Here is a 26,941-nt window from a genome sequence, read left to right as displayed (position 1 = left end):
GGTGGCGGCATACGACGCTTCTTCGCTGCATGTACTGCGACGGCGCTCGTACTGTTGACGGGCCTCGACGCCCGGGCAATGGAACTCAGTTTCGAAGACGCCCTGGACCTGGCGCATCGCCATGCCGTGGAGCTGCAAAGTCTGGCCGCGGAAGAGGCTGTTGCCGAAGCCGGCCATACCCGTTCCGCCCAGGTATTCCTGCCGCGACTGACCGCCGACGCCACCTGGCTGCGCGCGGACTCCTCGTTCATCAACGACATCACCCTTCCTACGTTGACGCTTCCGCCTCGCCTGGTCAGCCGGGACTTCGGCCCGGTGGAAGGGACGTTCACCGCCCTCCAGGTGGTCCAGCCGCTGGTCAATGTGGATGGCTGGAAAGTCCGGAAACAGGCCGGTCTTGGTGTGGAAACACGCCGGTTGGCCCGGGAGTGGGGCGCGGAAATGGTTCGGCTGGAAACGGCCCGGCGCTATTTCGCCGTGGCCGTGGGGGAGTATGCGGTCAGTGCCGGCGTGATGGCCGTGGAGGCCGCAAGGCAGGCCCATGAGTCGGCCCGCCGGGCTTATGAGGAAGGCTTTGTGGCGCGGCTGGACGTGTTGCGGGCGAACACGGAATACGAGACGAGCAGGGCCCGCCTGATGGAAGCCCGGGGCGACCTCCACGAGGCGCGAACGGATCTGGCCACGTTTCTTGGGCTGCCGTCCCGGGAAGACCTGATCCTGACCAGCGACCTGCCCCGGCCCCAGCCCCCGACCGAGGTTTTTCCCGCCGCGCCGCGCAAGGATCTGCTGGCCATGGAGACCAGGGTTGAAGCAGCCGCGGCGGGCCTGGAACGGGCCGGCGCGCGGTGGTTGCCCCGGGTCAACTTCCTGGCCCGCCGGCAATGGTTCGACAGCTCGAAGCCCATCGACACGGATTCGGACAGCTGGGTTGTGGCCGTGAATCTGCAATGGACGCTTTTTGCGGGCATGGACCGGCAGGGGGACATCGCGGAGGAGCGGGCCCGGACCAGCCTGTCGCGCATTGAATTGTCCCAGGCCCGCCGGGAGGCGACCCGGGAGCAGGAAATCGCCTCCAGCGCGTGGCATGTCGGCTGGTCCGCGTGGCAGGCCTCGAACCTTGCCCTGGAATCCGCGTCCACCGCGGCAAACCTGGCCCGGCGGCAATACGAGGAGGGGCTGGGGAACATGACCGACCTGCTGGCGGCCCAGGCCATTTTGCACCAGACCCGGCTGGAACATGTCCGGCATCAATACCGCGCACTTGTGGCGTCCATGAGCGCCTATCTCAGCCATGGCCGGGATCCGCTCCTGGCGCTCTCCGGGGAGCGGCCATGAACCTGGCGGATCATCGCCATGATTCGCGGCTGCGCTTTTCGGTGCGGCAATGGTGCGCTGGAGGCATTGCGTCCCGGATTCGGATCTGCCTGGCCGGGGTTGCCGTGCTGCTGCTGTGCGGCTGCTCGGAATCCGGAAACGGACAGCCCATGACCGAGGCCGAAACAATGGAGCCGGTCGTGGTGGAAACCGCCGAAGTGCAGCCCTGGCCCGCGGAGACGTTCCGCCGCTTTCCCGGCGTGGTTCGGCCGGATCGTCGGGCCGTGCTGAGCACGCGGATGAGCGGCGCGGTCAACTCGATTCCCGTGCGGGCCGGGGATCAGGTCCAGGCCGGGGACGTGCTGGCGATCATCGAATCCCGGGAAGTGGAGGCCGCGATTGCCGCTGCCGGTGATCAACTGGCAGCCGCGCAAATCGCCCACGAGCAGGCCGTGAAGAATGTCCGGCGTCTGCAACGGCTGTACAGCGAGGATCTCGTGGCCCGCAACCGGCTGGAGCAGGCCCAGGTCCGGGAGCAGGAACTCGACGCCGCGGTCCGGCAGGCAGCATCGGAACTGCAGGCCCAGCGCGTCAATCTCGACTATGCGAATCTGGCGGCGCCGTTTCCCGGCATCGTCAGCGAGGTCGCCGTGGACGAAGGCGCGTTCGTCGGACCCGGCACCCCGATCCTGATCCTGGAGGATCGCTCCGCCCTGCGGATTGATGTCGCGGTTCCGACACCCATCGCCAACAGGATGCCGACGGAAGAATCCCTGTTCGTGACCAGCCCCCTGCTGCCGGAACCCGTGCGCGCGGAATTCGTGGCCGTCATTCCCGCCCTGGAGGAAGCCGCCGTGGGGCAGCGTCTGCGCCTTGCCGTGGACTCTCCGCCGGATGCGCTGCAGCCGGGCCATGTCGTGGACGTGCTGGTTCAAGACCGGGACATGAGTGACCGGGCGCCGGCGGCCCTGCCCGCAAATGCGCTGATCCGCCGCGGTCAGTTGAACAGCGTGCTGGTGGTGGAAGAGGAGGGCGGGGAGCATGTTCTTGCACTGCGCTGGATCAGCGTCATGGCAAGGGACTACGGAGAGGGCGACCTGATCCCGGTTGCTCAGGGACTGCAGCCCGGAGAAATTGTCGTTGTGAATCCCTCCCCGGAATTGCGGGAGGGGCAGCGGGTGCTTCCGGAAAGGACGTCGCGGCCCTGATGGAAAAATTGGGTCTGGCCGGATGGATCGCGGATCGGCTGCTGGATTCGCCGCTGGTGCCGTTGTTCGTGATTTCATGTTTGATTCTCGGCGGATACGGCCTGCTGGTCACGCCCAGGGAAGATCGCCCGGACATCGATGTGCCCACGGCCATGGTGATCATCCCCTGGCCCGGCGGCGGCACGGAACGAGTGGACGATCAGCTGGCACGTCAGGCCGGGTCCTGGGTGCGCCGCCTCGCGACGGTGACCGAAGTCCGCTCCAGCAGCACGGACCACGCCGCGCTGCTGGCCGTGGAGTTCGAGGCCGGCACCGCCGAAGCCACGGCCTTCGCCAAACTGCAGGAAGTGTTCAGCGCCAATGCGGAGCTGCTGCCCGTGGATGCCGGCCCGGTGGTGATCGAGACCTTCGGCGAGCAGCGGCTGGTGATGTTCATTGCCACCCTGAGCAGCCGCAGCCGTTCGCCCCGGGAACTGGAGCTGATTGCCGGAGAATTTGCCGCCCGCCTGGAACCGGTGGCCGGAGTCCGGAGCATCACCCGTCATGGCGGAGAGGCCCGGGCAGTGGAAGTCCTGCCGCGACCGGAAGACATGGCGGCCCGCGGCATCCGGTTCCACCAGCTCGAGGAGGCCTTTGCCGGTCTCGCCGGACAGCTTCCGGCGGGAACGCTGGAAGATGCTCCGGTGACCAGGGTCCAATCCGGCGCGAACCTCAGCGACCGCCGCGTTCTGGCTCGCATTCCCGTGGGGGAGGGGGATTTCGGCCCGGTTCATCTCGAAGACGTCGCGGACATCCGGGACGGCGTTGCACTGCGCAAGGAGGCGGTGCTGTACTGGCACCGCGATCAGGCCGAGGCGCATCCCGCCGTCACCCTGGGAGTGACCACCCTGGCCGGACGCAACGTCAGCGACGTGACCCAGCGGGTTCTGGAACGGATGGAAGAGCTGCGGTTGGAACTGCTTCCGGATGATGTCCGGCTCACGGCGGGATACGATGCCGGAAAGGACGCCACGGAACGGGTCCGCAGGGTCCTGCGGCAGTTGCTGACCGGCACCCTGGTGGTCGTGGGCATCATCTGGATCGGCCTGGGCTGGCGGGCCGCGGTGATCATTGCCATGATGATGCCCTCGTCCCTGGCCATCGTGCCCTATGTCTACAACCGATTCGACTTCACCCTGAACCCGGTCTCCATCGCGGCCATGATCCTGGCCATCGGCATCCTGTCCGACGATGCCGTGGTCATGCTGGAGAACATCTCCCGGCAGTTTCGCAATGCCGGCGAGAAAAGCCGGGAATTGACCGTACGGGCCGTGAACGAGGTCGGTAATCCCACCATTCTCGCCGACCTGCTCGTGGTGGCGACCCTGCTGCCCACGGCCTACATCACCGGGGAAATGGGCCAGTACATCCGCGCCATTCCCGTGGGCGCATCCGTGGCCGTGATGTTCTCGCTGCTCATCGCTCTGAGCATTACCCCGTATTTCGGCCTGCGCCTGCTGAAGGTCGATCGGTCCGCAAACAACGGGAACCAGGAAAACGGACATCGGGAAGGGCAGCGCTATACCCGGATCTACAGGGCCGTCATCGGCCCCTTCCTGGCCCGCGGACTTTTGCGCTGGATTCTCTACCTGATTCTGGTCGTTCTGCTCCTGGCCAGCATTTCCATGGTCTGGTTCCGCCTGGTGCAGGTCGGACTGACGCCGCTACTGGATCGCCAGATATTCGTCGTGCATGTGGAACTGCCCGCCGGATCAACGCTTACGGATACCCTTGCCGCCACATCCGCCCTGGGCGGGCATCTCCGGGAACTGGAGGAAGTGCAAAGCCTGACCATTTATGCCGGTCTGGACGGGCCGCTGATCTATCCGCCCGCGGAGATTCCCGTGCCTCAGGACACGCCGCCGCATCTGGCCGCCGTCCATGTGGAAATGGTTCCCCAGGAGGAGCGGGAGCGGCAAAGCTACGAGGTCGGCCGGGAAGTGGCCGGTCGGCTTGGCGACTGGCTGAAGCCCTACAACGCCTTTGGATACATCGGCCGCATTCCATCGGGGCCATCCAATGACCGGGACATTACCGTGGAAATCTACGGGCCGGATGCCGAGGCCCGGCAGGTCCTGGCCGAGCGGGTCGTGCGGGCCTTGAGCCGCCAGCCCGGCGTGGTGGGAATTGAACAGATTCCGAGATCGCCGCTGGACGTGCTGAATCTCGAAATCGACCCCCAGCGCGCCGCGGCGCACGGCGTCGCGCCCGGAGAGATCACGCGTACCCTGCGCATGGCCGTGGACGGCCGGCATGTGGCCGATCTGCCGGGGATCGTATCCCGCGACCCGGTGCCGATCATTCTGCGGCTGGATGAACACCGGCGCGGCAATCCGGATGCCCTCAGGGCGCTGCATGTTCCCAGCCGGACCGGCGCTTCGGCGCCCCTGGAAGAGCTGGTGGAGTTTCGGTTTCAAGCCGGCGATCCGGTTCGCTACCGTCGCGATCAGCTCCCGGTGATCACGATCGTGGCGGATCTGGACCGTTCCATTGCCCAGGCCGTGACCGTGCAGCAGGATGTTCAGGACGACCTGCGCCGGGAGTACGGCGAGGAAGCGATCCCCGTACGCTGGCTGTCGCTGCCCGAGGATACTGCCCATTCCAGCCTCTACTGGGCCGGGGAATGGGAAATGACGCGGGATGTGTACATTGATCTGGGTGCGGCCGGGGCGGTGGTGATGTTGATCATCTACGTCCTGCTGGCCGGATGGTTCGGATCGTACGGCCTGCCGTTTCTGATCATGATGCCCATTCCGCTGATCTTCATCGGCGTGATGCCGGCCCACTGGATCTGGGGTATTGATATTGCCGGCACGGGAATTTTGGGCGTTATCGCCCTGGCGGGCATCGTGGCCCGCAATTCCATCCTGCTGGTGGATTTCATCCGCAAACGCGAGCAGGAAGGCATGGAACTGCGCAAAGCCGTGATCCAGGCCGGAGCCCAACGCACCCGGCCGATCATCCTCACCGCCGCAACCGTGATGTTCGGCAGCGGGGTGCTGATCTTTGAACCATCACTTGAACCTTTGGGCCTGACCCTGGCCAGCGGAGTCCTGATCTCCGTCCCCCTGACCCTCCTCCTGATCCCGGTGCTGTATTTCCACACCCACCCGCCCAAAGATCAGTAAACCCTCACGCCCCATCACAATCCAAATCGAAATCGCCATCGAAATCGAAATCGTCCGGCCATGCGGAAAACTGGCCGTACTGGGGTGCGGCGCTCCCAGCCCATCGCCCTATTGCCCTATTGCCCATAGTCCATTGCTTATTGCTTATTGCAATCGATTTCGATTGCGATTTCGATTTCGATTTCGATTGCGATTTCGATTGCGATGGGAGGATAAAAAAACGGCGCCCGGAGAAATTATCTCCGGGCGCCGTGATCAGCACGAAAGCCAATCGTGGTTATTGCTTGACCATGGGAGCTTCGCAGCAGGACAGTTCGCCGCTGCCGGCTTCCTTTACTTCCACGACGTTGCCGCACATTTCACACTTATACATTTCACCTACGTTAGCCATGACGTACTCCTTACCGGTTAAAAATTAAATATCATATCCAAAAAGGGCTTCATGAGGTTCAGGCGGTCTTCGCTTCCTGAGCCGTTTGCTTGTACTTGGCGTACAGGTCATAGACTTTTTTCCGCAGTTGTTTGATTCGGTTTGAATCTTCTTTCGAAGCCCATCTCGGCTCACTGATGGCGAACAGGTTCTTGTTCAGATCGTCGATGACATGCTCAATGGCCTCGCACCATTCATCCGTGCAAATGTCTTTCATGTTGGCGGCTTCATCGATGTCCTTTTCCAGGTCGTTCAGCGACTCCTCCAATGATGCAAGAAATATATTCCAGGATTCCGCCGACTTTTTTTCATACCTCGACTTGACTACCGTATCTGACATTTTCTCCTCCTCACAGGGACAAAGGTTGATACCCGCATGAAATCAACTGCTGATGGGAAATGACGCGGATTATGATTAACCCTCTGAATCAATCAAAAATAATGCCAATGTTAGGCTTGAATTAATTGTTTGAAATTCAACAATAAAAATAAAAAAAGATCCTTGAATGTCTTCAATTTCCAGGCCCCTGATTCCTTTTTCTTGAGAAAAAGGAATCAGGGCTTGGCGCTATTATCCCCGCTACAGGCTGGAATTCTTAAGAAGTCATTCTTGTGATTTGAGAATATAGTGCCGCTTGCTGGGGGACGATTTGAAAAAACACAATATTCTGGTGTGTTGAGTGGTCTATGGGGTTGGCACTGTATTTGATTAGTCATGGCCTGATCATCGATTAAAATGGGCATTGTTGATGAAAGGCAGGAAAGGCAATTTCGCACCTGAGCAAGACATGAGGATGCGCCGGAATGATCTATACAGATGCAAAAGGGAAGGGAATCAAAAGCAAATCCATGGGCGTGAGCAAATTCGACGCAAACAGGATTTCGGTTCCGTGTTCCAAAGCCAATATCAAAGACAACAAGCGGCCAAACAGAAGTCATGTCCGCGACGCTTTAGAGAGGAGAAATTCCCGCGTTGGGATGCGAGATCGCAAGGCTGATTCGCTTCCGCATCCTGAACAGTCTCCGCGGGCGACCGGTGAACGGAAGACGGCCGTGGAAACGTTTCCGGGGCAGCCTTGTTACGTCCCGGTTGAGAATCATCTGCTCTGTGACAGAGATTTTTACAGAGGGAGGAATTCGGCTTTGGCCCGCCTGCAAGGTCTTCACGGGAGCCGTTTGATTGATCTCGTGTCGAATGATGACGTTTCTGCTCCGGTTATTGGACTTGAAATGGTGTCGCGGATGGACGAGGAGTTCGTGCCTGAGATTGCTCAGCATGATCATATTCGGCAACTGTACCCGGATGGCTCCGGGAAAATGCATGAAGAAATTCTTAATAATATTTGGGATTTGTATCTGAATAACGCCCAGGGCGGGAGTGTCGTCTTGTCGGATCTGGCCCTCCGAGACATATCCGACGCCGGGCGATCCGTTCTGCACGGTGATTTCGCGACGCCTCCGAGGGATCGGGTAGTCGAACCGGGCGCTGTGCGGGGTGAAAGAGACCTGTACAGCCTGCTGAACGCAATCAGTGATACATTGCTCCTGATCTCGCCAAAGTTCGAATTGCTGTGGTCCAATCACGTCGGCGTTCACGGATTCAACAGCAAGGCAGCCAAAGGCGTTCTGGAATACTGCGGGAAAATGTTGCGCGAGGGCGCTGTTTCATCCAATGGGTGCTTGGTCCAGAGGTGTTTTGACGCAAATGAAAAAGTGATCGAGACCGTCACTCATGACGGATTTGTCTTGGAAATAAAGGCATTCCCCATCAGCAACGGCGAACTGACGGGAAGCGTTTTGTTATGGGTCAGCGACGTGACCGAGAAGATGACGCTGGAGGCGGAACGGATTCAGGCCGGGAATCTTGCCGCAGTGGGTGAGTGGGCTGCCGGAGTGGCCCATGAGATCAACAATCCCATCACGGGAATTATCAACTACGGACAGATCCTGATTAACGAGTCCGCTTCGAACAGCCTGGAAAAGGACCTGGGCGAGCGCATCGTCAAGGAAGGCGAACGCGTCAGCAGGATCGTCAACAATCTACTTTCCTATGCTCGAAATCGGCAAAAGGAAAAACATCCCGTACAAATCTCGTCCATTCTGGAGGAAACGATCTTTCTTACCCAGACCAAGATTCGCAGAGACGGCATTTCCCTGAAGGTCGATCTGCTCGACGATCTTCCGGAAGTGGAAGTCAATTTCCAGGAAATTCAGCAGGTTTTCATCAATATCATTACCAATGCGCGCCACGCCCTGAATGAGAAATATGATTGCAGGCACGACAACAAGCGCCTTGAAATTCGTGCGGAACAGATCCGCGTCGATGACCGCACGCATGTCCGGATAGAATTTCTGGACCACGGGGTTGGAATAGCTCCCGAGAATCTTGATCGGATCACCAAGCCGTTCTTCACGACCAAACCTTCAGGAAAAGGGACCGGTTTGGGATTGAGCATCACTACGAAAATCATCGCCGATCATGGCGGACGTCTTTGTTTTGAAAGTACGGAAGGCGAATACACCAGAACAATCATAGATCTGCCGTCGCATGTGGCTTGACGACCGGATCACGGTACAGCCCGACATGCAGGCGGAAAATTAAGGCAAACAGGACAGTTCCCCGTCTCGTGACGAGAACTGCTGAACAGATCCTAATTCCAAATAGCGGAGGGGGTATGAACAACCGGCATGGTCGTGCAATGACGCTGTGTCCTCGCGGCCTGAAACGAATGAATTCGAAGCCGGATGTGGCATCACCTTGAGCTCCCTTTTCATATATAATGGAGGTTGCAATGCAGTCGAAAGAAAAGGTCGTCATCGTAGTTGGGCCGCAAATGTTCCGAGAATTCCTGAGAACGATGCTGGAGGCCAAAGGGGACCTTGAAGTGGTCGATGAAGTGTTCGACGGCATGGAAGCCATCGAGTCCATTAAAAGCCATGCTCCGGATTTGTTGCTGCTGGACCTGGCATTGCCGCGGCTCAGCGGGGTGAGTGTCTTGAATGCCGTTCGGGATCAATTCCCGGAAATGAAAATCATGATCCTGACCGATTACAAGGCCGATCAGTATGTGCTGGAAGCCTTTCAGGCCGGTGCGAACGGGTACTGCATCAAGGACGCCAGCAGAGAGGAACTGCTCCTGGCCATCGAAAGCGTCATGTCCGGTCACAAGTTCGTGAGTCCGGGGATCGCCGGAAACGTCGTGGAAGGGTACTTGGACGGGCGCAAGAAAATCAAGGAAAGCAGCGATTGGGACACCATCACCCAGCGTGAGCGCGAGGTGCTCAAGCTGCTGGCCGAGGGATACAAGAACAAGGAAATTGGGGCCATGCTGCACATCAGCTGCAAGACGGTCGAAAAGCATCGCTCCAACATCATGAACAAGCTCGATCTGCACAACGTCGCCGCACTGACCACATTTGCCATTGATCATGGGCTGGTCAACGGCAATGCGAATTCCTTCATATTTTCCACCAACTCCCCGTTAACAACCTCCAGCAACGGCAACAGCGGCAATTTCCATCGGCGACATTCCGACTTCATGCCGAACTTGAAAAACGAACTGACTACCTCCGGATAAGATGGAAGTGGAAACAGGAAAGGCAACCCGGATGACCCGGGTTGCCTTTCCTGGCTGTCTGTCATGGCAGTCGCTGATGTTAGCAGGCGGTTGAAGAATGCACATGCGGTTCAGCGAATGTGAGTTGAAATTATGAGCCGCTCGCTTCACTCAAGGCGCAGGGGACGCCAAGGAAAACATTTTGAAAAGCAGGGAAAAAGCTGCTTTTCAAAAGGGTGCCTCACCCCTTTCGGGGTAATGTCAGGTTCGCTGTCAGGCGTGAAGCCCTTTTGACTTCCGCATCTTTCCGGCGGAAGGCAAAAATTCTTCTCGGCGTCCCTTGCGCCTTGAGCGAAGCGGGCGGTTCAACCAGCAAATACTCCGCTCCAGCCGGATGCACCATATTCAGCACCCGTCGGCGATGATAGGATCAGGCGGCGGAAGAATAGTTTTCAGATTTCCGGCAACTTTTCCTGCTTTTGGAATACAGGTGGTAGCCCTTCATTTTCAGCTTGTTGATGGCATGTATCGACCTGTTCAGGTCATTGATGACATGCTCCACCATGGCGCAATAATCCTGAGCCTGGTTTTCATTCGTCGCTGCCTCGTCAATGTCCATCTCCAATTCCTTCATGGATTGCTCCAGAAATGCAAGATGCGCATTCCATGATACGGTCCTTTGTTGTTCATATTTCTCCAGAATCAACGGCATGTCGAGCTCCTTTGGACACGAAAAAAATATTGGTTCATCCGGATGAAGTATATTGAAACAATCGAGTACGGCTTCACTTTGTCCTGGCCGCTCGCAGCAGGCAGCCCTTCTCCTGAGCAAAGATCAAAGACAAGCCGGACTTCAACTGAATCAGGCCCATCAATAATAATGCCAATGGTGGTGCAATGTTATTGATTTGAATTTGCAGGAGAATGATTCTTCCGAAGTTGCTGTGAACCGCCGTTTCTTAGCGAACCTTGTGCAGTTATTGAGAAGTGAGAACCAGCGAGGCCGCCGTAGCGGATGAACCGAAATCGTACCAACGATGAAATTGAGATATCTTGAAAATCATTCAGATGGACCACTATACATTCTTATTCGATAAGAAATACATAATACCCCTACTTGTTCCGGATGCCGAAAACATACGATAAGTAAATCAAGTAGTAACCGTACAAAGGAAGTTGCGGGGGCATCATTTTTTCCCCAAACAATGAATCGCCAGTTTCGCTCAATGCGCTTAAATTGCTAAGGAAATACTGGATCTCATCTTGGTGGGCTTTGCGACTTATGCGACCAACGGCAGCGGGCGGTTAAACAGAAATTGCATGCCGTTTTACCACGTACGTTGAGCCGGATGAGTCAAATTCATTGAGAGCAAGCTTCATTCAACAGAGGAGGTGCGTATGCTGTATTGGGCGGTTGTATTTCTGGTAATTTCCATTGTTGCGGCGCTTTTCGGATTCACCGGCATTGCCGTGGCCACCGCGGAGATCGCGAGGATCCTTTTCTTCATATTCGTAGTGATTTTCATCGTGTTGCTTATCACCGGACTCATGCGCCGCCCGCGTGGGCCTTCGGGAACGCATCATCCATAAAATTTGCCGTGCACCTACTGCCGTTCATCAATCCGTTGTTGTTTATTCCACCTCTAAATACAAGGAGAATGTTATGTTGAATGTCAAGAAAATGTTGGGGTTTGGTTTCGTGCTGATCATTCTTGCTTCCCTGCTTGCATGCCAGACACCTGCCGGACGGTCGCCGGGCGAATTTTTCGACGATTCAGGCATCACGACACGAGTCAAATCGGCATTGCTGGCAGATGATTCGATCAGCGGATTTGCAATAGGCGTCAAGACATTTGAAGGCGAGGTGAATCTGACCGGCGCGGTGGATACGCCCCAGCAGAGACAGCGGGCTGAGGAACTGGCTTACAATGTGGATGGTGTTCGTCAAGTCAACAACCAGCTTGTTGTCCGGCAACAGCAGTAGAAGTTGCGGCAGTCAGGTCCGGATGACTACTCTGTATGGATTAGTGTGATCCACGGTCGCGGCAAACGTAACAGACAAATGTAGTTGATACGCAAAGGAGCGAGATATGCTGAGCTGGGCGGTACTATTTCTGATCATTGCCATCATTGCCGGAGTACTTGGTTTTTCCGGCATTGCCGGTACCGCTACCTGGATCGCTCAGGTTATATTCGTCGTATTCCTGATTTTGCTGATCTTGAATCTGCTGTTTGGCGGAACACGGGTTGCGGCATCGGAATTAACCCTGTTGCAGCAATTTTCGCTTCCGACTGCATACTGATCACGCATTTTCAGCAAAAATGCATTCACCAACAACAATAAAGGAGCAACGTTATGCCTATTATTCTATGGCTTCTCGGAGTACCGCTTTCATTGATCATCATTCTCTGGCTGCTGGGCGTATTCTAGTCCAGAATATTGAAATGATGATCCACATCTGGAACCGGTTGCCGGTTAACGGCAACCGGTTCGATATTGATCCATGAACTTCCAATGTAAGGCAATGCAACAGCAGAATGGATGAACTCAGAGAAAATACTCTGAAAAAAATGCAGCAAAACGGCCCTGAGGAGAAGTTCAGGGTGTTCAGTGAGACGGATTACCGGATTTTTCGAGCAACAGCCGTTCTTGCATCCGTCGTCGCGTTTATCGGTTTAATCATTTTCATTATCTGGGTCCTCAGCTTCGTATTGTCCCTGTTCTATCCGTTGTTGTTGCCTTTGGCCGTGGCAGGCGTTCTGGCCCTGGTTCTCGATCCGGTCGTGCGTTTTTTTCAGGATAAGTTGCGGGTGCGACGTCTGTTTGCAGTGATCATTACGGCCATCCTATTGATCATTATCCTCGCCGCGATCTGGATGCTGGCGCTCCCGGAGATGCTGACCCAGATAGGCGAATTGATTCGCATCGGGCCGGATTATCTGATCGGATTATATGAATCCTTTGAAAGAACTTTCCCAAATCTCGTGAAGACCATATCTGCCAAGATTGAGGCAGCGGAGATCGACATCTTCGGATTTGACATCGAGCCTTTTATCGGACGAATGCAAAGGTATGCCGGTATACTCATCGTTATGCTGTTCGTTCCGTTGTTTCTGTTCTTCATGTTGATCGACGGTCGCAAGTTCAGTCAGCGCGCAACGGAGCTCATCAGCGTGCTGAGTCAGAAACAGCAGGAAGAAGTCATGTTCCTGACGAACATGTTCATCGGATACGTTACCGCGTTTTTTCAAGGCCAGTTGGTCATCGCGATGATTGTGGGAGTCATGCTGGCGATTGGCTTTACATTGGTTGAACTGCAGGCGGCGATCCTGCTGGGCCTTATCCTGGGCATGCTGAACATCGTCCCGTTTCTCGGGGTGATCGTCGGCCTGACCCTGGCGCTTCCGGTGGCGTGGGTACAACCGGATGGCGGATTACAACTTGTCGGTCTGACCCTGGTCGTTTTTATAGTGGTTCAGTTTATTGAAAGCTGGGTGCTCACGCCCCGGATCATGTCTGAAAGATCGGGCTTGCATCCGGCCATAGTTGTCATATCACTATTCTTCTGGGGGATCGTTTTGGGCGGGATTATCGGGATGATCCTTGCCGTTCCGATCACCGCATTCCTGGTTTCGGCCTGGTGGCACATCAAGGCCAAATACCTGAGCACCGTGGTCATCGCTTCGGAGCATGACGCAATTGCGGTGGAGTTGAAACAATTTAGTGATTAAAGGAGCAATTATCATGAGCAAGACCGTTGATCAGGTTTCTGAAAAAACGCATGAAGCCGTGGATTTCGCATCACGTCTGGCAGGGGAGGCGGAGGAACGGCTCCGCGACGCCGCCGAGAAGGCGCAACATGGTTCCCATGACCTTATGGAGGCAGTTACGGAGTACGTTAAGGAAAACCCCCTGACAGCGCTCGGCATTGCCTTCGTGGCCGGGAGCCTGCTTTCGAATTTTACCCGTCGCAGATAGCTCCATGGGCAGAAAAGTATTTGACAACATTTAACTCATTGGAGGTCACATGAATTGGGACAAAGTAAAAGGAAACTGGACGCAGGCGAAAGGTACGATCAAGTCGAAATGGGGCAAGCTGACGGATGATGAACTGACGCAGATCGACGGCGAGCGCGACAAGTTCGTCGGCAAGATCCAGGAAAAATACGGCATAGCTCGTGACGAAGCTGAAAAGCAGGTCGATGATTGGACGAAAGACTACTAATTGTCCGGACAAGTGTGCCACTCTTGCAGTGGCGCACTTGTTAAGCCTTTTGTCTGCGTTGATCATTATTGGAATGTATTCAATATGGCATGTCACATTGATCAGGAAGGGTTGATATGCGTTCGATTACATCCTTGATATCGGTATTGCTGTTGATAAGCCTGGCCACGACAAGCATGCTGAATGCGGAACAAGAGGTGCGGGAAGAAATTCCCGGAGGACTCAGCCTGATTACGGCCACGCCTGAAGAAGGATTCCAGCTCGCCCTGGCGCTGGCCCGCAAAGGCGTAACCGAAACACAGCGCGACAAGGAAGTTCTCAAACAGCTCCGTCCGGCGTACGCACATGATCCTGACAGCCTGATCGCCGCATCCCATGTCGTAGCCGTCCACTTCCAGACCATTGCCGCGGCCAACAACTACTGGCGCGACAATGAATGACTGATCAGGTCGGGTTGGGTCGGGGAGGCTTGTTTTTGCTGATGGAGATTGTGAACCGCCCGCTTCGCTCAAGGCGCAGAGGACGCCAAGGAAACACGAACCTTCAGCTGTGACGTAATGATCACGGGAGCAGGGTATGGACCAGGTACGGCAGGACCAGGAACAGCGGGAAAAATTCACGTCAACCGAGGAGAAGAAGGCGGCTGATCCGCCTTCGGAAAAGGATTACAGCGCGGTTCTGCAGGACGTTGCCCGGACCGGCGGCGCCATGTTCAGCGAGCTGCTGGAATTGTTCGGCACCGAGTTGCGCCTGGCGGGCCGGTCAATGGCCGCCATGCTCATGTTCGCCGTGGTTCTTGCCGTGGTCGTCCTGAGCGCCTGGCTGCTCACGAACGCCGTCGTGGGCGTGTGGCTTGTCTGGAGCCAGGTTCTGAACCTGATTCAGGCTTTGTTTTTCCTGATTTTCGTCAACATCCTGCTGGCCGTGAGCATTGGTATTGCCATCATTCGCCTGTCCCGCAACCTGACCTTCCAGGAGTTCTCCGGAGCAATCCGGGATCTGATGCCGTCCAAACCGGAAGAGGACGGCTCGAACCGAACACCCGCAAAGGAGGATCTCCAGTCATGATCAAAAAAATTCGGACTTTGTCCAAAAAGCGGCGAATGCTCCGTGAGCAAATCCGGGCTCGGCACGGCGAACTGAACCAGAGCAGACAGCTTCTGGTCGAGAAGACGTATCAATATCTTGGAACGCGACGTGCGGTTACCCAGGCCTTTGTCGCCGGTTATCTCGTCGATCAGCTTCGTTCCCTGATGCCCGACAAACTCATGCAGCTCAGGGTCTATCTCCCCTGGATGATGCGGTACATGCAATGATGCCACGAAAAAAACCGGAGAAAGCATGATACGGAAAGAAATCACGGAAAAGGCGCACCAGCTTCTCCAGACGCGGCGTGAGGAACTGCGCGAGATGCGTCGGGAGAACGAGGAATCCAATCTGCGATTGAGCGAACCGCAAGTGGAGTTCGAGGAGCGGGCGCAGCAGGAAAAGATGCAGCAGGAGCTTGAAAGCCTGGATCGGCGGAATCGGGATGAACTCGATGCCGTAAACATGGCATTGCAACGGATCGGAGCCGGAACGTACGGTCTGTGTTTGGAATGCGGCGAGGAAATTTCCGAGAAGCGCCTGCTGGCCATCCCCTGGACCGCCACATGTATTGAGTGCGCCGGCGGAGGGAAGGAAGAAATCGAACCACCGGTGGTCAGATTGGATGATCAGGAGGAAAGCGCGCAGCCGATGAATGAAACGTACGCCGGCCTGGTCGACGAGGAGCTGTGCGATGCCATCATGGAGCACCTGCATTATGACGGCCGGGTCGAGCTTGAAGACCTGCGAGTCCACTGCGAGGGTGAGCGGATCGAACTCCACGGCGCCCTCCCGAGTCAGGAAAGCAGCGACCTGCTCCATGAAATCATCGAGGACACGTTCGGGGTGCATGATATCGTGGACAATTTGCGCATCGACCCCGAAGCCTGGGAAAGGCCGGACCGCACGCCCGGAGTGGACATCCCCCAACGCAGCGACGAAGAAACGGTTATCGAAGGCGAACCCGGCGAAAGCAATTACTTCGTCTCCATCAAGGACGGAGAACCCGTGGACCCGGATTGATCAATAAAAACGTGTCCAAATTGTTAAAAATTTACGGCATTACCATCAACCTCAACCTCAATCGAAATCGAAATCGCAATCGCAATCGCAATCGAAAACGCAATCGTTGCTTGCGTCCTCTATCCTCCATCTTGCACCCGGGAGCACCGCACCCCAGTGCGGCCCGGTGTGAACGCGAAACATCTGAACCGACGCGGGAACTCGCAACTTGCCGCACTGGGGTGCGGCGCTCCCAGTGCAAGCAACATGCGCACCCCGACATCAAACCCTACCACCCGTGCTCCCCGAGCAGCGGCACGAAGCGGCAGCCGCCGAGTTCCTGTCGCTCGATGCGTCCCTGATTCTTGGTCACCTTGATCAGTTCCTGGTGCGCCTGGTCGCCTACGGGAATAATCATCCGGCCGCCCTCGGCCAGTTGATCGATCAGGGGCTGGGGTACTCCAGGAGCTCCGGCCGTTACCAGAACGGCGTCGTAGGGAGCGTATTCCGGCCAGCCCAGGGTGCCGTTGTGCAGCTTGCAGAACACGTTGTCGTACCCCAGTTCCTCAAGAACCGATTTGGCACGCGCCAGCAGCGGCTCGACCTTTTCCACGGTGTAGACCTGCGTTGCCAGTTCCGCCAGCACCGCGGCTTGGTAGCCGCTGCCGGTGCCGATTTCCAGCACCTTGTCTTCATCCTCGAGTTCAAGGGCCTCGGTCATTACCGCCACGATGTACGGCTGGGAAATGGTCTGGTGGTGGCCAATGGGCAGGGGCTGGTCCGTGTAGGCGAGGTGCTCGTCCCGGGGTTCCACGAAGCGGTGTCTGGGGACAGTGCGCATGGCCTGCAGGATCCGAGGATCGCTGATTCCACGAGCCGCGATCTGTTCCTCGACCATTCGTTTTCTGGCCTGATCATGATCTTGCATGTTGGGTTCCTTGGGAGTTTTTTCGATTGCGATTTCGATTGCGATTTCGATTGCGATTGCGATAGCGATTTCGATTGCGATTGGGGGTTTGATCAGGAATTGGGTGGTGGGGGAGGGGGGGGCTCGATGAGCGCGTTGAACTCCTTTTCGTCCAGGACTTCCTTCTCCAGGAGGTGTTCGGCAACCCTATGCAGGGTTTCCAGGTGTTCGGACAACAGTTTCCGCACCACGGACTCCCGTTCGCTCAAGAGATCCTTGACTTCCACGTCCAGTTGCGCGGCAGTGGACTCGCTGTATTCCTTGCCCTGGAAGGGCGAGTGCTCCGAATCCAGGAAGACTGGGCGGCGTTGCCTCGGATAGGTGGACAGGCCCAAAGTCTTGCCCATGCCCAGTTCCGAAACCATGGCCCGGGCAATGTCCGTGGCCCGCTGCAGGTCGTTCTGGGCGCCGGTGGACACTTCTTCGAAGACCAGGGCTTCGGTGATCCGACCGCCCAGGAGCACGTCGATTTTGCCCTGGAGTTCCTGGCGGGTCATCAGGTACCTGTCCTCGGTTGGCAACTGCTGCGTATAGCCCAGGGCGCCGATGCCGCGGGGAACGATGGTGATCTTTTTGACCTTGTCCGCGCCCGGAGTGAACGCGGCGACCAGGGCGTGGCCGGTTTCATGGTAGGCCACGATCTTCTTTTCCTTGGGATTGATGACCCGGTTCTTTTTGGCCAGTCCGGCAATGGTGCGGTCCACGGCCTCTTCCAGCTCCGGCATTTCCACTTCTTCCTTGTTTTTGCGGGTGGCCAGCAGGGCGGCTTCGTTGATCACGTTGGCCAGATCCGCCCCGGAAAAGCCGGGCGTCATCCGGGCGATGGTCTCCAGGTCCACGTTGTCGGACAGCTTGATCTTCTTGGCGTGCAATTTCAGGATCTCGATGCGGCCCCTGAAGTCCGGCTTGTCCACCAGGACGTTGCGGTCGAACCGTCCGGCCCGCAGCAGGGCCGGGTCCAGGGTCTCGGGCTGGTTGGTCGCGGCCAGGATGATGATCCCTTCCCGGGGATCGAAACCGTCCATTTCCGACAACAACTGGTTCAGGGTCTGTTCGCGCTCCTCATGGCCGCCGCCGAATCCGCCCGCGCCGGCCCGGGCCTTGCCCACGGCGTCGAGTTCATCCACGAAGATGATGCAGGGCGCGGTTTCCCGGGCCTGTTTGAACATGTCCCGCACCCGGGCCGCGCCCACCCCGACGAACATCTGGATGAAATCCGAGCCGCTGATGCTGAAAAAGGGCACCCCGGCCTCGCCGGCCACGGCCTTGGCCAGCAGGGTTTTGCCCGTTCCGGGAGGGCCGACCAGCAGAACGCCCTTGGGCATCCGGCCGCCGAGACGACGAAACGGTTCGGGATTCTTGAGGAAATCCACAACTTCCCGCAGTTCCTCCTTGGCCTCGTCCACCCCGGCCACGTCCTCGAAGGTGATCTTGATGTCCTTTTCCAGGTAGACCTTGGCCTTGCTCTGGCCGATGTTCATGAATCCGGCCCCGGCGGACATCCGGCGCATGATCAGAACCCAGATTCCCAGAAAAAGCATCAGCGGGATGACCCAGGCCAGCAGATCCCGGAAAAAGGTCCGCTCCGGCCGGCCGACAAAGGTCACGCCCTGTTCGAGAAGTTTCTCCGACAATTCCGGCTCCACCCGGAAGGTGGTGAACCGAATGTCCGTGTCCGGATCGTCCCGAACCAGCATCAGGCCCTCGATCTGGTCCCCGGTGATGGAAACTTCCACGATCCGGCCCTCGTCCAAAGCATCCAGGAATTCGCTGTAGGGGATGTCCTGGGGGGCGTACTGGGCCACAATGAGCTGATTGAGGATCAGGATCCCGATAATGGCGAAGACGACGTACCAGATCAGAAACTTCGTCTTTTCATCCATCTGGTTCTGTCCTTCCGGACCGTGATGTTTTCCGCGGGGACCATGGTTCATGATGCGACCAACCCCTGCACGGCGCGCACCACGGCCTTTTCATCGATGTTTTCCAGTTCCAGCAGTTCCCGCGGCGTGCCGCTGCGGGGGAGCCGGGTCACGGCCAGCTTGTGCACGAGGCATGGGGTTGCGGCCACCGCGCTGAGCACGGCTTCGCCGATTCCGCCCTGGGCCGCATGGTCCTCCACGGTGATGATCACGCCGGTTTCCTTCGCCGCCCGGCGCAGGGTCTCTTCATCCAGGGGCTTGACGCTGTACAGGTCGATGACCCGCACCGAGATGCCCTGTTTTTGCAGCGTGTCCGCCGCCTTGAGAGCCTCGTGCAGGGTGATGCCCGCCGCGACCAGGGTGGCGCGGTCCGCGGAGCTTTCGCGCAGCACTTTGCAGCCGCCGATGGGAAAAGTTTCCCGGGCATCGTAGAGAAGCGGCGTCTTGGCCCGGGTGGTGCGCAGGTAGACCATGCCGTGATGCCGCGCGGCTTCTTCCACCAGCCGTTCGGTGCTCATGGCGTCAGAGGGGTAGAGTACGACGCTGTCCAGGATGGTCCGGAAAAAGGCGATGTCTTCCAGCCCCATCTGGGACGGCCCGTCCTCGCCGATGGACACTCCGGCATGGGAGCCGCAGAATTTGAGATTGGCGTCGGAGTACCGGGCCATGCGCACCTGATCGTAGGCCCGGACCAGGAACGCGGCAAAGGTGGACACGAAGACCAGCTTGCCCCGCACTGCCAGGCCCAACCCCGTGGAAACCATGTTCTGCTCGGCCACGTACATCTCGAAGAACCGGTCCGGAAATTTTTTGCGGAAGATGTCCGCCATGGTGGAGTTGCTGACCTCGGCGTCCAGAACCACCAGTTCGGGATGCGCCGCGCCAAGACGGGCCAGGGCCCGGCCGTAGGCCACCCGGGTTGCCTCCTGCCCGCCGGCTTCATACGCGGGGTCCTCCAGCTTCTGGGGATCGGATTTCGCGGGTTGAAGGCGTTCCGGCTCCGCCAGGCGTGCCGGGGCATCGGCTGTGGCGTGCCCCAGTTCCCGCAGGGCCTGTTTGCCCTGTTCCGCGTTCAAAGGCTTCCCGTGCCAGTCGTCCAGGTTCTCCATCAGGGGCACGCCCTTGCCCTTGAAGGTCCGGGCGATGATCATCAACGGTTTTTGCGCGTTCAGGGCGTCGGTGAGCGCTGGAATGACCTGCTGGAAATCATGTCCGTCTTGGACCAGGATCGTCTCCCACCCGAATGCTTCCACCCGGCGGGCATAGCTCTCGATGTCGTGTCCGTACATGGTTTCGCCGCGCTGACCGAGTCTGTTCACGTCCAGAATGCCCACCAGATTGTTCAGCTTGTAGTGAGCCGCGATCTGGACGGCCTCCCACTGCGATCCTTCGGTCATCTCGCTGTCGCCCAGCAGGACAAAAGTGCGGTAGGGCAGCTTGTCCAGGTATTTGGCGTTCAAGGCCATGCCCACGCCCACGCCCAGGCCCTGACCCAGGGAACCGGTTGCCGCCTCGGTAAATGCGAAACGCGGAGTGGGATGCCCCTCCAGGGGACTGTCCAGCTTGCGGTAGGTCAGCATGTCGTTGAGGCTCAGTTGGCCAGCCGCGGCCCAGAGGGAATAGAAGAGGGGGGATGCGTGGCCCTTGGAGAAGATCAGCCGGTCGTTGTTGGGGTGCTTGGGATCGTTGGGATCGAACCGGAAAAACGGCTTGCCCTCTGCGCTCTCGCCGAACATCAGCCCGGCCATGAGTTCCACGGCGGAAAGGGACGATGTCGGATGCCCCGAACCCGCCTCCGTAGTGCTTTGCAGGATCAGTACGCGCAGGTAATGGGCGATTTCCGTGAGTCTTGCATCAACTTTGTCCATGTTTTCTCCTTGTGGCTCAGCATTTTCGATTGCAACCCATCCTCAAACCAATTCAACTAAATCGTAATCGAAATCGCAATCGAAATCGAATCCAAATCACACCTTCCGCCCATCCAACACCCCATCTAACAACTATCGAAATCGAAATCGCAATCGAAATTGATTTCGCCTCCACATCCTATTCCCGATCCAAATCCCCCGACATCAGGTCAACTCCGTATTTCCGGAGACGCACGCAAAAGAAAATACAGGATTTCCCTCATTGCCATTATTTCACCTCCAACAATAGGTTCGTATCCATGAAAGGTGATTTTTCATGGATTTGATCATGCCTCTGGTGGCGCTCCTGCCCATTGTGACGGTGGCCGTCCTGATGGTCGGCTTCATGTGGCCGTCGAGCAGGGCCATGCCCGTGGGGGCGCTTGTGGCCGTTGTGATTGCGGTGGGCGTCTGGAACATGTCGTTGCAGGATCTGGCGGCGGCCGGCGCGGCAGGGATTATCAACGCCGTGGACATCCTGATCATTGTCTTCGGCGCCATCCTGATTTTGCAGTTGATGAAAAAGAGCGGCGGCATGGACGGCATTTCCCGGTCCATGGCCTCGCTTTCCACGGATCGGCGGGTGCAGGTCCTGATCATTGCCTGGCTGTTCGGATCGTTTCTGGAGGGCGCGGCCGGATTCGGAACGCCGGCCGCGGTGGCCGCGCCTCTGCTGATGGGCATGGGGTTCCCGCCGCTGCTGGCCGCGATCCTGACCCTGGTCGCGGACAGCGCATCCGTTTCTTTCGGCGCGGTGGGCGTGCCCATTCACGGCGGATTCGAGGCGATCCGCGACGTGGTCAGCCTGCCCGAGGGCATGGCCTTCAATGACTTCCTGCACGCCATCGCCGCCCGGGTGGGCCTGCTGCATCTGGCCCTGGGGACGTTCATCCCCCTGGTGATGGTCCTGCTGATGACCAGAATGGTGGACGGATCGTTCCGGAAAGGGCGGGATGTTTGGTTGCTGGCCTTGTTTGCCGGGATCGTGTTCACGGTCCCCCAGATGCTGGTGGCCTGGTTCTTCGGCCCTGAACTTCCGGCCCTGCTGGGCGCGCTGATCGCCTTGCCCATCTTCTTGTTTGCCGTTTCCAGAGGATTTTTGCAGCCCAGGGAAACCTGGGATTTTCCGGACAAACAGGACTGGCCGGACACCTGGCAGGGCAAGATTGAAGCCGGCGCCGGGACCGGCGAAGGACCGACCATGAGTTGGTGGCTGGCCTGGTCGCCCTATGTCGTGGTCGGATTGCTGCTGCTCGCGACCCGGATCGAATACCTGGGCATTTCCGAACGGCTGCGGCAATGGAGCGTGGGATCGGAAGATCTCCTGGGCACGGGCATCGGCGCGACATTTGCACCATTATATAATCCCGGGATCATCCCCTTTGTCCTGATCGCCCTGGTGATTCCTCTGATGCACGGGATGAATCGACAGGGCGTGATCACGGCCTGGAAGAAGACGGCGTCCATGATCGGCTCCGCGGCCGTGGCCCTGATCGCCGCCCTGATCATGGTTTACGTGATGATGAATTCCGGCGGCGCGGACGGCCGGGACTCGATGATCATCACGGTGGCCAAGGCGGCCGCGGACGTCACGGGCCAGAGCTGGTATCTGATCGCCCCTCTGGTGGGCGCTCTGGGTACGTTCATTTCCGGCAGCAATACGGTGTCCAACATCATGTTCGGCGTGCTCCAGCATGACACGGCGGTCCAGAGCGGGCTGCAGGTGGCGCCGGTACTCGCGCTGCAGGCCGTGGGCGGCGCGGCAGGGAACATGATCTGCGTGCACAACGTGGTGGCCGTACTGACGACAGTCGGTTTGCTGGGCAAGGAAGGCATCGTAATCCGCAAGATCGCGCCCATTGCCGTGGGCTATGCCTTGCTGGCGGGCGTGCTTGGATGGGTGGTGGTCGGGATGGGGTTTGGGTGAATCTGAAGAATTGAACCGCCCGCTTCGCTCAAGGCGCGGAGGACGCCAAGAAAAACATTTTTGGAAAGCAGGGAAAGACTGCTTCCAAAAAGATTTGCCTCACCCCTGTCGGGGTGATGTTAGGTTCGCCGTCAGGCGTGAAGCCTTTTGTCTTCCGCATCTTTCCAGCGGAAGACAAAAATCTTTTCTTCTTGGCGACCTCCGCGCCTTGAGCGAAGCGGGCGGTTCAACTTTACCAATACCTTATACTTATAGCTGACGAAACTTGCTCAATATTCTCAGTCCAACCAAACAAGGAGGCGAACTCATGAAAAAAACGATCATTTTTTTGATCATCGGCGCGCTGGTGGTTGTGGGCGTGATCTGGTTCTTAACCGCGGACGAACCGGCCCCGATCATGCAACCCACGGAAGAACGCACAACTCCTCCGGGCATGGAACCGGGACGAGCGATCACCGCCGAGGATCAGGCCGGACAGGAATATCATGCCAGGATGGAAGCCTGGCGGGTGCGGGTCGAGGATATTCAGGACGAACTTGCCGACAATGGGGAAGTGGTCCGGCGAACACCTGACGCCGACGAAGTACAATTCGGCGCAGCCATTGACGAAAGAATCACCTCGGAAATCAACGCCAGGATTGCCGGTGATCCGGGTCTTTCGGTGTTCGACATCGCCGTGTCCACCAACGAGGGACGCGTCCATCTGTCCGGTACGGTGGGCGCTCAGGAATTCATCGGCCGGGCCATGGCCCTGGCTCTGGACACGCCGAACGTGCGCGAGGTCAGATCGACCATTCAGGTCCAGTAGGGGCGGTTCGCGAACCGCCCTGCGGCAGTCTAATCCGACGAACCTCGGCCAGCGACCGTATCAAACGATTCTGAACCATCCACGTTTTGATAATTTTTATGAAAAGGAGCGAGAAATGGAAAAATCCCCTGCACAATCATCATTCACATTGATGCCCCTGCCGTATCCGGAAGACGCCCTGGAACCCGTGATTTCCGCCAAGACCCTGCAGTTTCATCACGGCAAGCATCACCAGAAATACGTGGACACCCTGAATAAACTGATTTCCGGGACCGAGTACGTGAACAAGTCCCTGGAGGAAATCATCCGGGATACGGACGGCAAGGAAGACAAGTCCAAGATATTCAACAATGCGGCCCAGGTCTGGAATCACCAGTTTTTCTGGAAAAGCTTGAAGCCCAATGGCGGCGGGATGCCTTCAAACGCATTGATGGAGAAAATCGAAGGGTCTTTCGGAAGCTTCGAGGACTTCAAAACAGGGCTTTCCGAAGCCGCCGTTTCCCAGTTCGGCAGCGGCTGGGCTTGGCTGGTATATGACGGGGACGGGCTCAAGGTGATGAAAACGTCCAACGCCAAGGTGCCCTTCACCCAGGGCCTCAAGCCGCTTTTGACCATCGATGTCTGGGAACACGCCTACTACCTGGACTACCAGAATCTACGCCCGAAATACGTCGAGGCGGTGATCGACAAACTGCTGAACTGGGAATTCGCGCTGGAAAACATGCGCTAGAATTCACAGCAATTCCACAAGTCAGAAGCAGGAAGGTTCCCGGGGCCTTCCTGCTTTTTTTGTTTCATCCGGGTGGGGCAGGAGGGTAGGAATATTGAACCGCTCGCTTCGCTTAAGGCGCGGAGGACGCCAAGGGAAAACATTTGGAAAGCAGGGAAAGAACTGCTTTTCAAAAGGATTGCCTCACCCCTGTCGGGGTGGTCTCGCTTCGCCGTCAGGCGTGAAGCCCTTTTGACTTCCGCATCTTTCCAGCGGAAGTCAAAATTCTTCTTGGCGTCCTCTGCGCCTTAAGCGAAGCGGGCGGTTCAACTTCTCTTCCCCCGACCGCCTTCGCTCGAGTCGGAAGAGCATTTTTCATCAACATGATTTCGTTCTTGATTATTAAGAAACACTTTCTCAATTTTCAGGAATGGATTGCAATTTCATCAGACCATAAGAATTTTCAAGCAAGAATAATAATAATTCCCAAAGATAAGATTGGTAAACATCCTGGCATTGTTTTTGATATGTTCATTGCGGACTCAGTCCCGCGGAGGTTCCCAGACAAGGTGTGATGGGAGGCTTCGGGAATCGGGCAGCTCGGAGCAGGGTGCGGGATTGAGGAAAGTACGGACGAGGCGACGTCCCGGCCATGCCGTTCATGTGAGGGCATGGGTGCAACATATCAGATACTTTTAATGGAGGGGACAATGCAGGAATATAGAATCAAACGCATGAATCTCGACGACCTTGTATTTACCGGAGTTATGCTGGCCTCGGTGGATGATGAAAACCGGACGGTGAACAGCTCCACCCGGTTGCAGCTGGCCCTGTATCATACCGTGGCCGGCGCATACATCCTGGGCATCATTTTGAGTCACAACGGAATATCGGAAGAAAAGGTCTTCAACGGGGCCATCACCTTTGCCTCCCTTGAAGACATTCATCTCTTTCTCCTGTCCGAGGAAGGGCGATCCATCGCGGATCTTGTTTACCTGCTTTTGGCGCAGCTCATCGAGCCCGAAGAGGAGGTCGCGGAAGCCAGGAAAGTGAAACATCATATCCCGTTCCGGGAACGGGAAACAGTCAGCGCGAAAATGTGATGACGGCCCGACTCCGGTCACGACGAACAGGCGACTCGACCTGATCGCCGCGGGGTCGGTTCACGTGCAGCGAGGGTAGTGTGGGAGAACAGGAAGCATCGATTCGTCAAGGCGAGATGCTTCCTGTTCGTTTGCCGTGTCCCGCAAAACTTTGTTCATCTCACGGTATCAATCCAGAGTGAGTCTCCAAGACACATGTATGAGGACATTGCCATGAAATGGAATAAATGCGCCCCGATTCAACACGATGATGAGAACCGGCTGTTCGTATCCGGAAGATATGGCTCCAAGGCTGTTGTTTCCGAGCTGAACCGCTTGGCCGAGCGTCATGGCGCGCGTCTGGGCATGACGCGGCGGGATTTTCTCAAGAGCCAGATGGGGCTTGCCGCCTCGTTTTTGGCCTTGAACTCCGTCTTCGGCCATTTTTTCCTCGTGAACTCCGCCGAAGCATCCGATCCCGACTTGGCGCGGGATCAGATCGAACGCTACGCGAACCAGTTCATTTTCGACGTCCAGGTCCATTATCTCCATGAAGAATTTCCCGAACCCGAAAACCTGCTTGCGTTGCGCCGGGCGGCGGACGACTGGAATCCGAAGCTGGACGACGAGAAGCATGACTTAGAGGATTTGCTGTTTGAAAATTTCTATCGGGAAGTCTTTGTTGAAAGTCAGACCACCTGCGCCGTGCTGAGCAACGCTCCCAGCGACGACAAGGAAGGCTGGTTCCTGACCAACGAGCAGGCCCTGGCAACGCGCGAGAAGGTCAATTCGCGCACCGGCAAACGTTCCCTGCTGGGTCACGCGGTTATCACCCCCGGACAGCCGGGCTGGGAGGAGGAGCTGGATAAGTCCCTTGAACTCAAGCCCGATGCCATCAAGGGCTACACCATCGGCGACCCGGTGGGCGAATCCGAGTATCCGTGGCGGCTGGACGATGAGAAACTTGTCTATCCGGCCTACGAAAAGATCCAGAAGGCCGGAATCCGGAACATCTGCATCCACAAGGGCCTGCTGCCCGTGGGATATGAGCAGAAACTGTCCCCGGAACTGGTTGCCTACGCCAATGTGGACGATGTGGGGCAGGCGGCCCGGGACTGGCCGGATTTGAATTTCATCATCTACCATTCCGCCATTGAACGGGTGGTGCCCATAGTTCAGGATGTGGACGATTTCCAGCGAACCGGACGGATCAAATGGGTCACGGATCTATCCGAGATCCCGGAGAAGTACGGCGTAACCAACGTCTATGCTGAACTGGGCGCCGTTTTCGCGGCGACCAGCGTGGCGCATCCGCATCTGTGCGCCGGGATACTCGGGACGTTGATCAAAAACATGGGCGCGGATCATGTCTGCTGGGGCACGGATTCGGTCTGGTTCGGATCGCCGCAATGGCAGATCGAGGCCCTGCGCCGGTTCGAGATTCCCGAGACGGTCCAGAAGCAGCACGGCTTCGAACCGCTGGGGCCGGCGGACGGCAACGTGAAGAACATGATTTTCGGGAAAAACTCGGCTCGCCTGTATGGCATTGTTCCCGAAGATTATCTTCCGCGTCACGATACACATGCCGCATGACCGACGTCAGTTCCGCTCCTTGTGTTACGATTACAA

Annotated in this window: 26 protein-coding genes and 1 pseudogene; 21 read left to right on the top strand and 6 right to left on the bottom strand. The window is 57.4% G+C overall.

Annotation, left to right across the window (positions count from 1 at the left end; genetic code table 11):
- Positions 1-78 precede the first annotated feature (78 nt).
- The 3 genes from BLP93_RS13165 to BLP93_RS13155 are packed head-to-tail and all read left to right on the top strand — an operon-like array spanning position 79 to position 5,689.
- Complete coding sequence (locus tag BLP93_RS13165) at positions 79-1,335, top strand: TolC family protein (protein ID WP_161946333.1); 1,257 nt, start codon at positions 79-81, stop codon at positions 1,333-1,335.
- The gene (locus BLP93_RS13160; protein WP_092122579.1) at positions 1,332-2,522 is read left to right on the top strand and encodes an efflux RND transporter periplasmic adaptor subunit; all 1,191 of its coding nucleotides are present in this window, start codon (positions 1,332-1,334) and stop codon (positions 2,520-2,522) included. Before BLP93_RS13165 ends, BLP93_RS13160 begins: the two co-directional genes overlap by 4 nt.
- Entirely contained in the window at positions 2,522-5,689 is a 3,168-nt protein-coding gene (locus tag BLP93_RS13155) for an efflux RND transporter permease subunit (RefSeq protein WP_092122576.1), read from the top strand. Before BLP93_RS13160 ends, BLP93_RS13155 begins: the two co-directional genes overlap by 1 nt.
- A gap of 277 nt (positions 5,690-5,966) precedes the next feature.
- Here the strand turns inward: BLP93_RS13155 and BLP93_RS13150 are convergent, their stop codons facing one another.
- The gene (locus BLP93_RS13150) at positions 5,967-6,080 is read right to left on the bottom strand and encodes a desulfoferrodoxin FeS4 iron-binding domain-containing protein (protein WP_092122573.1); all 114 of its coding nucleotides are present in this window, start codon (positions 6,078-6,080) and stop codon (positions 5,967-5,969) included.
- Between the two features lie 58 nt (positions 6,081-6,138).
- Positions 6,139-6,459, bottom strand: a complete 321-nt coding sequence (locus BLP93_RS13145; protein WP_092122570.1) for a hypothetical protein — start codon at positions 6,457-6,459, stop codon at positions 6,139-6,141.
- A gap of 917 nt (positions 6,460-7,376) precedes the next feature.
- Here BLP93_RS13145 and BLP93_RS13140 point away from each other — a divergent pair.
- Entirely contained in the window at positions 7,377-8,678 is a 1,302-nt protein-coding gene (locus tag BLP93_RS13140) for a sensor histidine kinase (protein WP_161946332.1), read from the top strand.
- A 233-nt stretch (positions 8,679-8,911) separates the two neighbouring features.
- Positions 8,912-9,697: a response regulator gene (locus BLP93_RS13135; protein ID WP_092122564.1), complete on the top strand. Its 786-nt coding sequence runs from the start codon at positions 8,912-8,914 to the stop codon at positions 9,695-9,697.
- 409 nt (positions 9,698-10,106) lie between these two features.
- On the opposite strand, the gene BLP93_RS13130 is transcribed toward BLP93_RS13135, so the two are convergent.
- Positions 10,107-10,388, bottom strand: coding sequence for a hypothetical protein (locus BLP93_RS13130; RefSeq protein ID WP_092122561.1), 282 nt, complete (start codon positions 10,386-10,388; stop codon positions 10,107-10,109).
- A gap of 686 nt (positions 10,389-11,074) precedes the next feature.
- Between BLP93_RS13130 and BLP93_RS13125 the strand changes: the two genes are divergently transcribed.
- The 10 genes from BLP93_RS13125 to BLP93_RS13080 all read left to right on the top strand — a co-directional run bounded on the left by BLP93_RS13125 (position 11,075) and on the right by BLP93_RS13080 (position 16,011).
- Positions 11,075-11,266, top strand: a complete 192-nt coding sequence (locus tag BLP93_RS13125; protein ID WP_167353024.1) for a DUF1328 domain-containing protein — start codon at positions 11,075-11,077, stop codon at positions 11,264-11,266.
- 73 nt (positions 11,267-11,339) lie between these two features.
- Positions 11,340-11,660, top strand: coding sequence for a BON domain-containing protein (locus tag BLP93_RS13120; protein ID WP_092122555.1), 321 nt, complete (start codon positions 11,340-11,342; stop codon positions 11,658-11,660).
- A 106-nt stretch (positions 11,661-11,766) separates the two neighbouring features.
- Positions 11,767-11,979, top strand: a complete 213-nt coding sequence (locus BLP93_RS17460; protein ID WP_092122552.1) for a DUF1328 domain-containing protein — start codon at positions 11,767-11,769, stop codon at positions 11,977-11,979.
- A 235-nt stretch (positions 11,980-12,214) separates the two neighbouring features.
- Positions 12,215-13,408 (top strand): AI-2E family transporter, encoded by a 1,194-nt coding sequence (locus tag BLP93_RS13110; RefSeq protein WP_092122549.1) that lies wholly within the window; start codon positions 12,215-12,217, stop codon positions 13,406-13,408.
- Between the two features lie 13 nt (positions 13,409-13,421).
- Positions 13,422-13,655 carry an ElaB/YgaM/YqjD family protein gene (locus BLP93_RS13105; protein ID WP_092122546.1) on the top strand — a complete coding sequence of 78 codons (234 nt, stop codon included), beginning with the start codon at positions 13,422-13,424 and terminating at the stop codon, positions 13,653-13,655.
- A 49-nt stretch (positions 13,656-13,704) separates the two neighbouring features.
- Positions 13,705-13,902, top strand: a complete 198-nt coding sequence (locus BLP93_RS13100; RefSeq protein ID WP_092122543.1) for a CsbD family protein — start codon at positions 13,705-13,707, stop codon at positions 13,900-13,902.
- 116 nt (positions 13,903-14,018) lie between these two features.
- The gene (locus BLP93_RS13095; RefSeq protein ID WP_208596649.1) at positions 14,019-14,342 is read left to right on the top strand and encodes a hexameric tyrosine-coordinated heme protein; all 324 of its coding nucleotides are present in this window, start codon (positions 14,019-14,021) and stop codon (positions 14,340-14,342) included.
- A 136-nt stretch (positions 14,343-14,478) separates the two neighbouring features.
- Positions 14,479-14,970, top strand: coding sequence for a hypothetical protein (locus BLP93_RS13090; protein ID WP_092122540.1), 492 nt, complete (start codon positions 14,479-14,481; stop codon positions 14,968-14,970).
- The gene (locus BLP93_RS13085; RefSeq protein ID WP_092122537.1) at positions 14,967-15,218 is read left to right on the top strand and encodes a hypothetical protein; all 252 of its coding nucleotides are present in this window, start codon (positions 14,967-14,969) and stop codon (positions 15,216-15,218) included. Before BLP93_RS13090 ends, BLP93_RS13085 begins: the two co-directional genes overlap by 4 nt.
- A gap of 25 nt (positions 15,219-15,243) precedes the next feature.
- Complete coding sequence (locus BLP93_RS13080) at positions 15,244-16,011, top strand: TraR/DksA C4-type zinc finger protein (protein ID WP_092122534.1); 768 nt, start codon at positions 15,244-15,246, stop codon at positions 16,009-16,011.
- A gap of 268 nt (positions 16,012-16,279) precedes the next feature.
- On the opposite strand, the gene BLP93_RS13075 is transcribed toward BLP93_RS13080, so the two are convergent.
- The 3 genes from BLP93_RS13075 to BLP93_RS13065 form a co-directional block, all read right to left on the bottom strand.
- Positions 16,280-16,918: a protein-L-isoaspartate(D-aspartate) O-methyltransferase gene (locus tag BLP93_RS13075; RefSeq protein WP_092122531.1), complete on the bottom strand. Its 639-nt coding sequence runs from the start codon at positions 16,916-16,918 to the stop codon at positions 16,280-16,282.
- A gap of 92 nt (positions 16,919-17,010) precedes the next feature.
- Positions 17,011-18,840, bottom strand: coding sequence for an ATP-dependent zinc metalloprotease FtsH (gene ftsH, locus BLP93_RS13070; protein ID WP_092122633.1), 1,830 nt, complete (start codon positions 18,838-18,840; stop codon positions 17,011-17,013).
- A gap of 47 nt (positions 18,841-18,887) precedes the next feature.
- A complete protein-coding gene (locus BLP93_RS13065; RefSeq protein ID WP_092122528.1) occupies positions 18,888-20,747 on the bottom strand; it encodes a transketolase in 1,860 nt (619 codons plus the stop codon).
- A gap of 316 nt (positions 20,748-21,063) precedes the next feature.
- On the opposite strand from BLP93_RS13065, the gene BLP93_RS13060 reads away from it, so the two are divergent.
- The 6 genes and pseudogenes from BLP93_RS13060 (at position 21,064) to BLP93_RS13030 (ending at position 26,905) form a co-directional block, all read left to right on the top strand.
- Positions 21,064-22,713, top strand: a complete 1,650-nt coding sequence (locus BLP93_RS13060; RefSeq protein WP_092122525.1) for an L-lactate permease — start codon at positions 21,064-21,066, stop codon at positions 22,711-22,713.
- 307 nt (positions 22,714-23,020) lie between these two features.
- Positions 23,021-23,521, top strand: coding sequence for a BON domain-containing protein (locus BLP93_RS13055; RefSeq protein WP_092122522.1), 501 nt, complete (start codon positions 23,021-23,023; stop codon positions 23,519-23,521).
- Between the two features lie 115 nt (positions 23,522-23,636).
- Entirely contained in the window at positions 23,637-24,251 is a 615-nt protein-coding gene (locus tag BLP93_RS13050; protein ID WP_092122519.1) for a superoxide dismutase, read from the top strand.
- A gap of 125 nt (positions 24,252-24,376) precedes the next feature.
- Positions 24,377-24,475, top strand: a pseudogene (locus tag BLP93_RS17740) (hypothetical protein); the annotation flags it as partial.
- 465 nt (positions 24,476-24,940) lie between these two features.
- Positions 24,941-25,333, top strand: coding sequence for a hypothetical protein (locus tag BLP93_RS13035; RefSeq protein ID WP_092122510.1), 393 nt, complete (start codon positions 24,941-24,943; stop codon positions 25,331-25,333).
- A gap of 213 nt (positions 25,334-25,546) precedes the next feature.
- Positions 25,547-26,905, top strand: a complete 1,359-nt coding sequence (locus BLP93_RS13030) for an amidohydrolase family protein (protein WP_161946331.1) — start codon at positions 25,547-25,549, stop codon at positions 26,903-26,905.
- Positions 26,906-26,941 lie beyond the last annotated feature (36 nt).

The organism is Desulfonatronum thiosulfatophilum (assembly GCF_900104215.1).
Classification (GTDB): domain Bacteria; phylum Desulfobacterota; class Desulfovibrionia; order Desulfovibrionales; family Desulfonatronaceae; genus Desulfonatronum; species Desulfonatronum thiosulfatophilum.
This window is presented reverse-complemented; position numbering and strand designations above follow the sequence as displayed.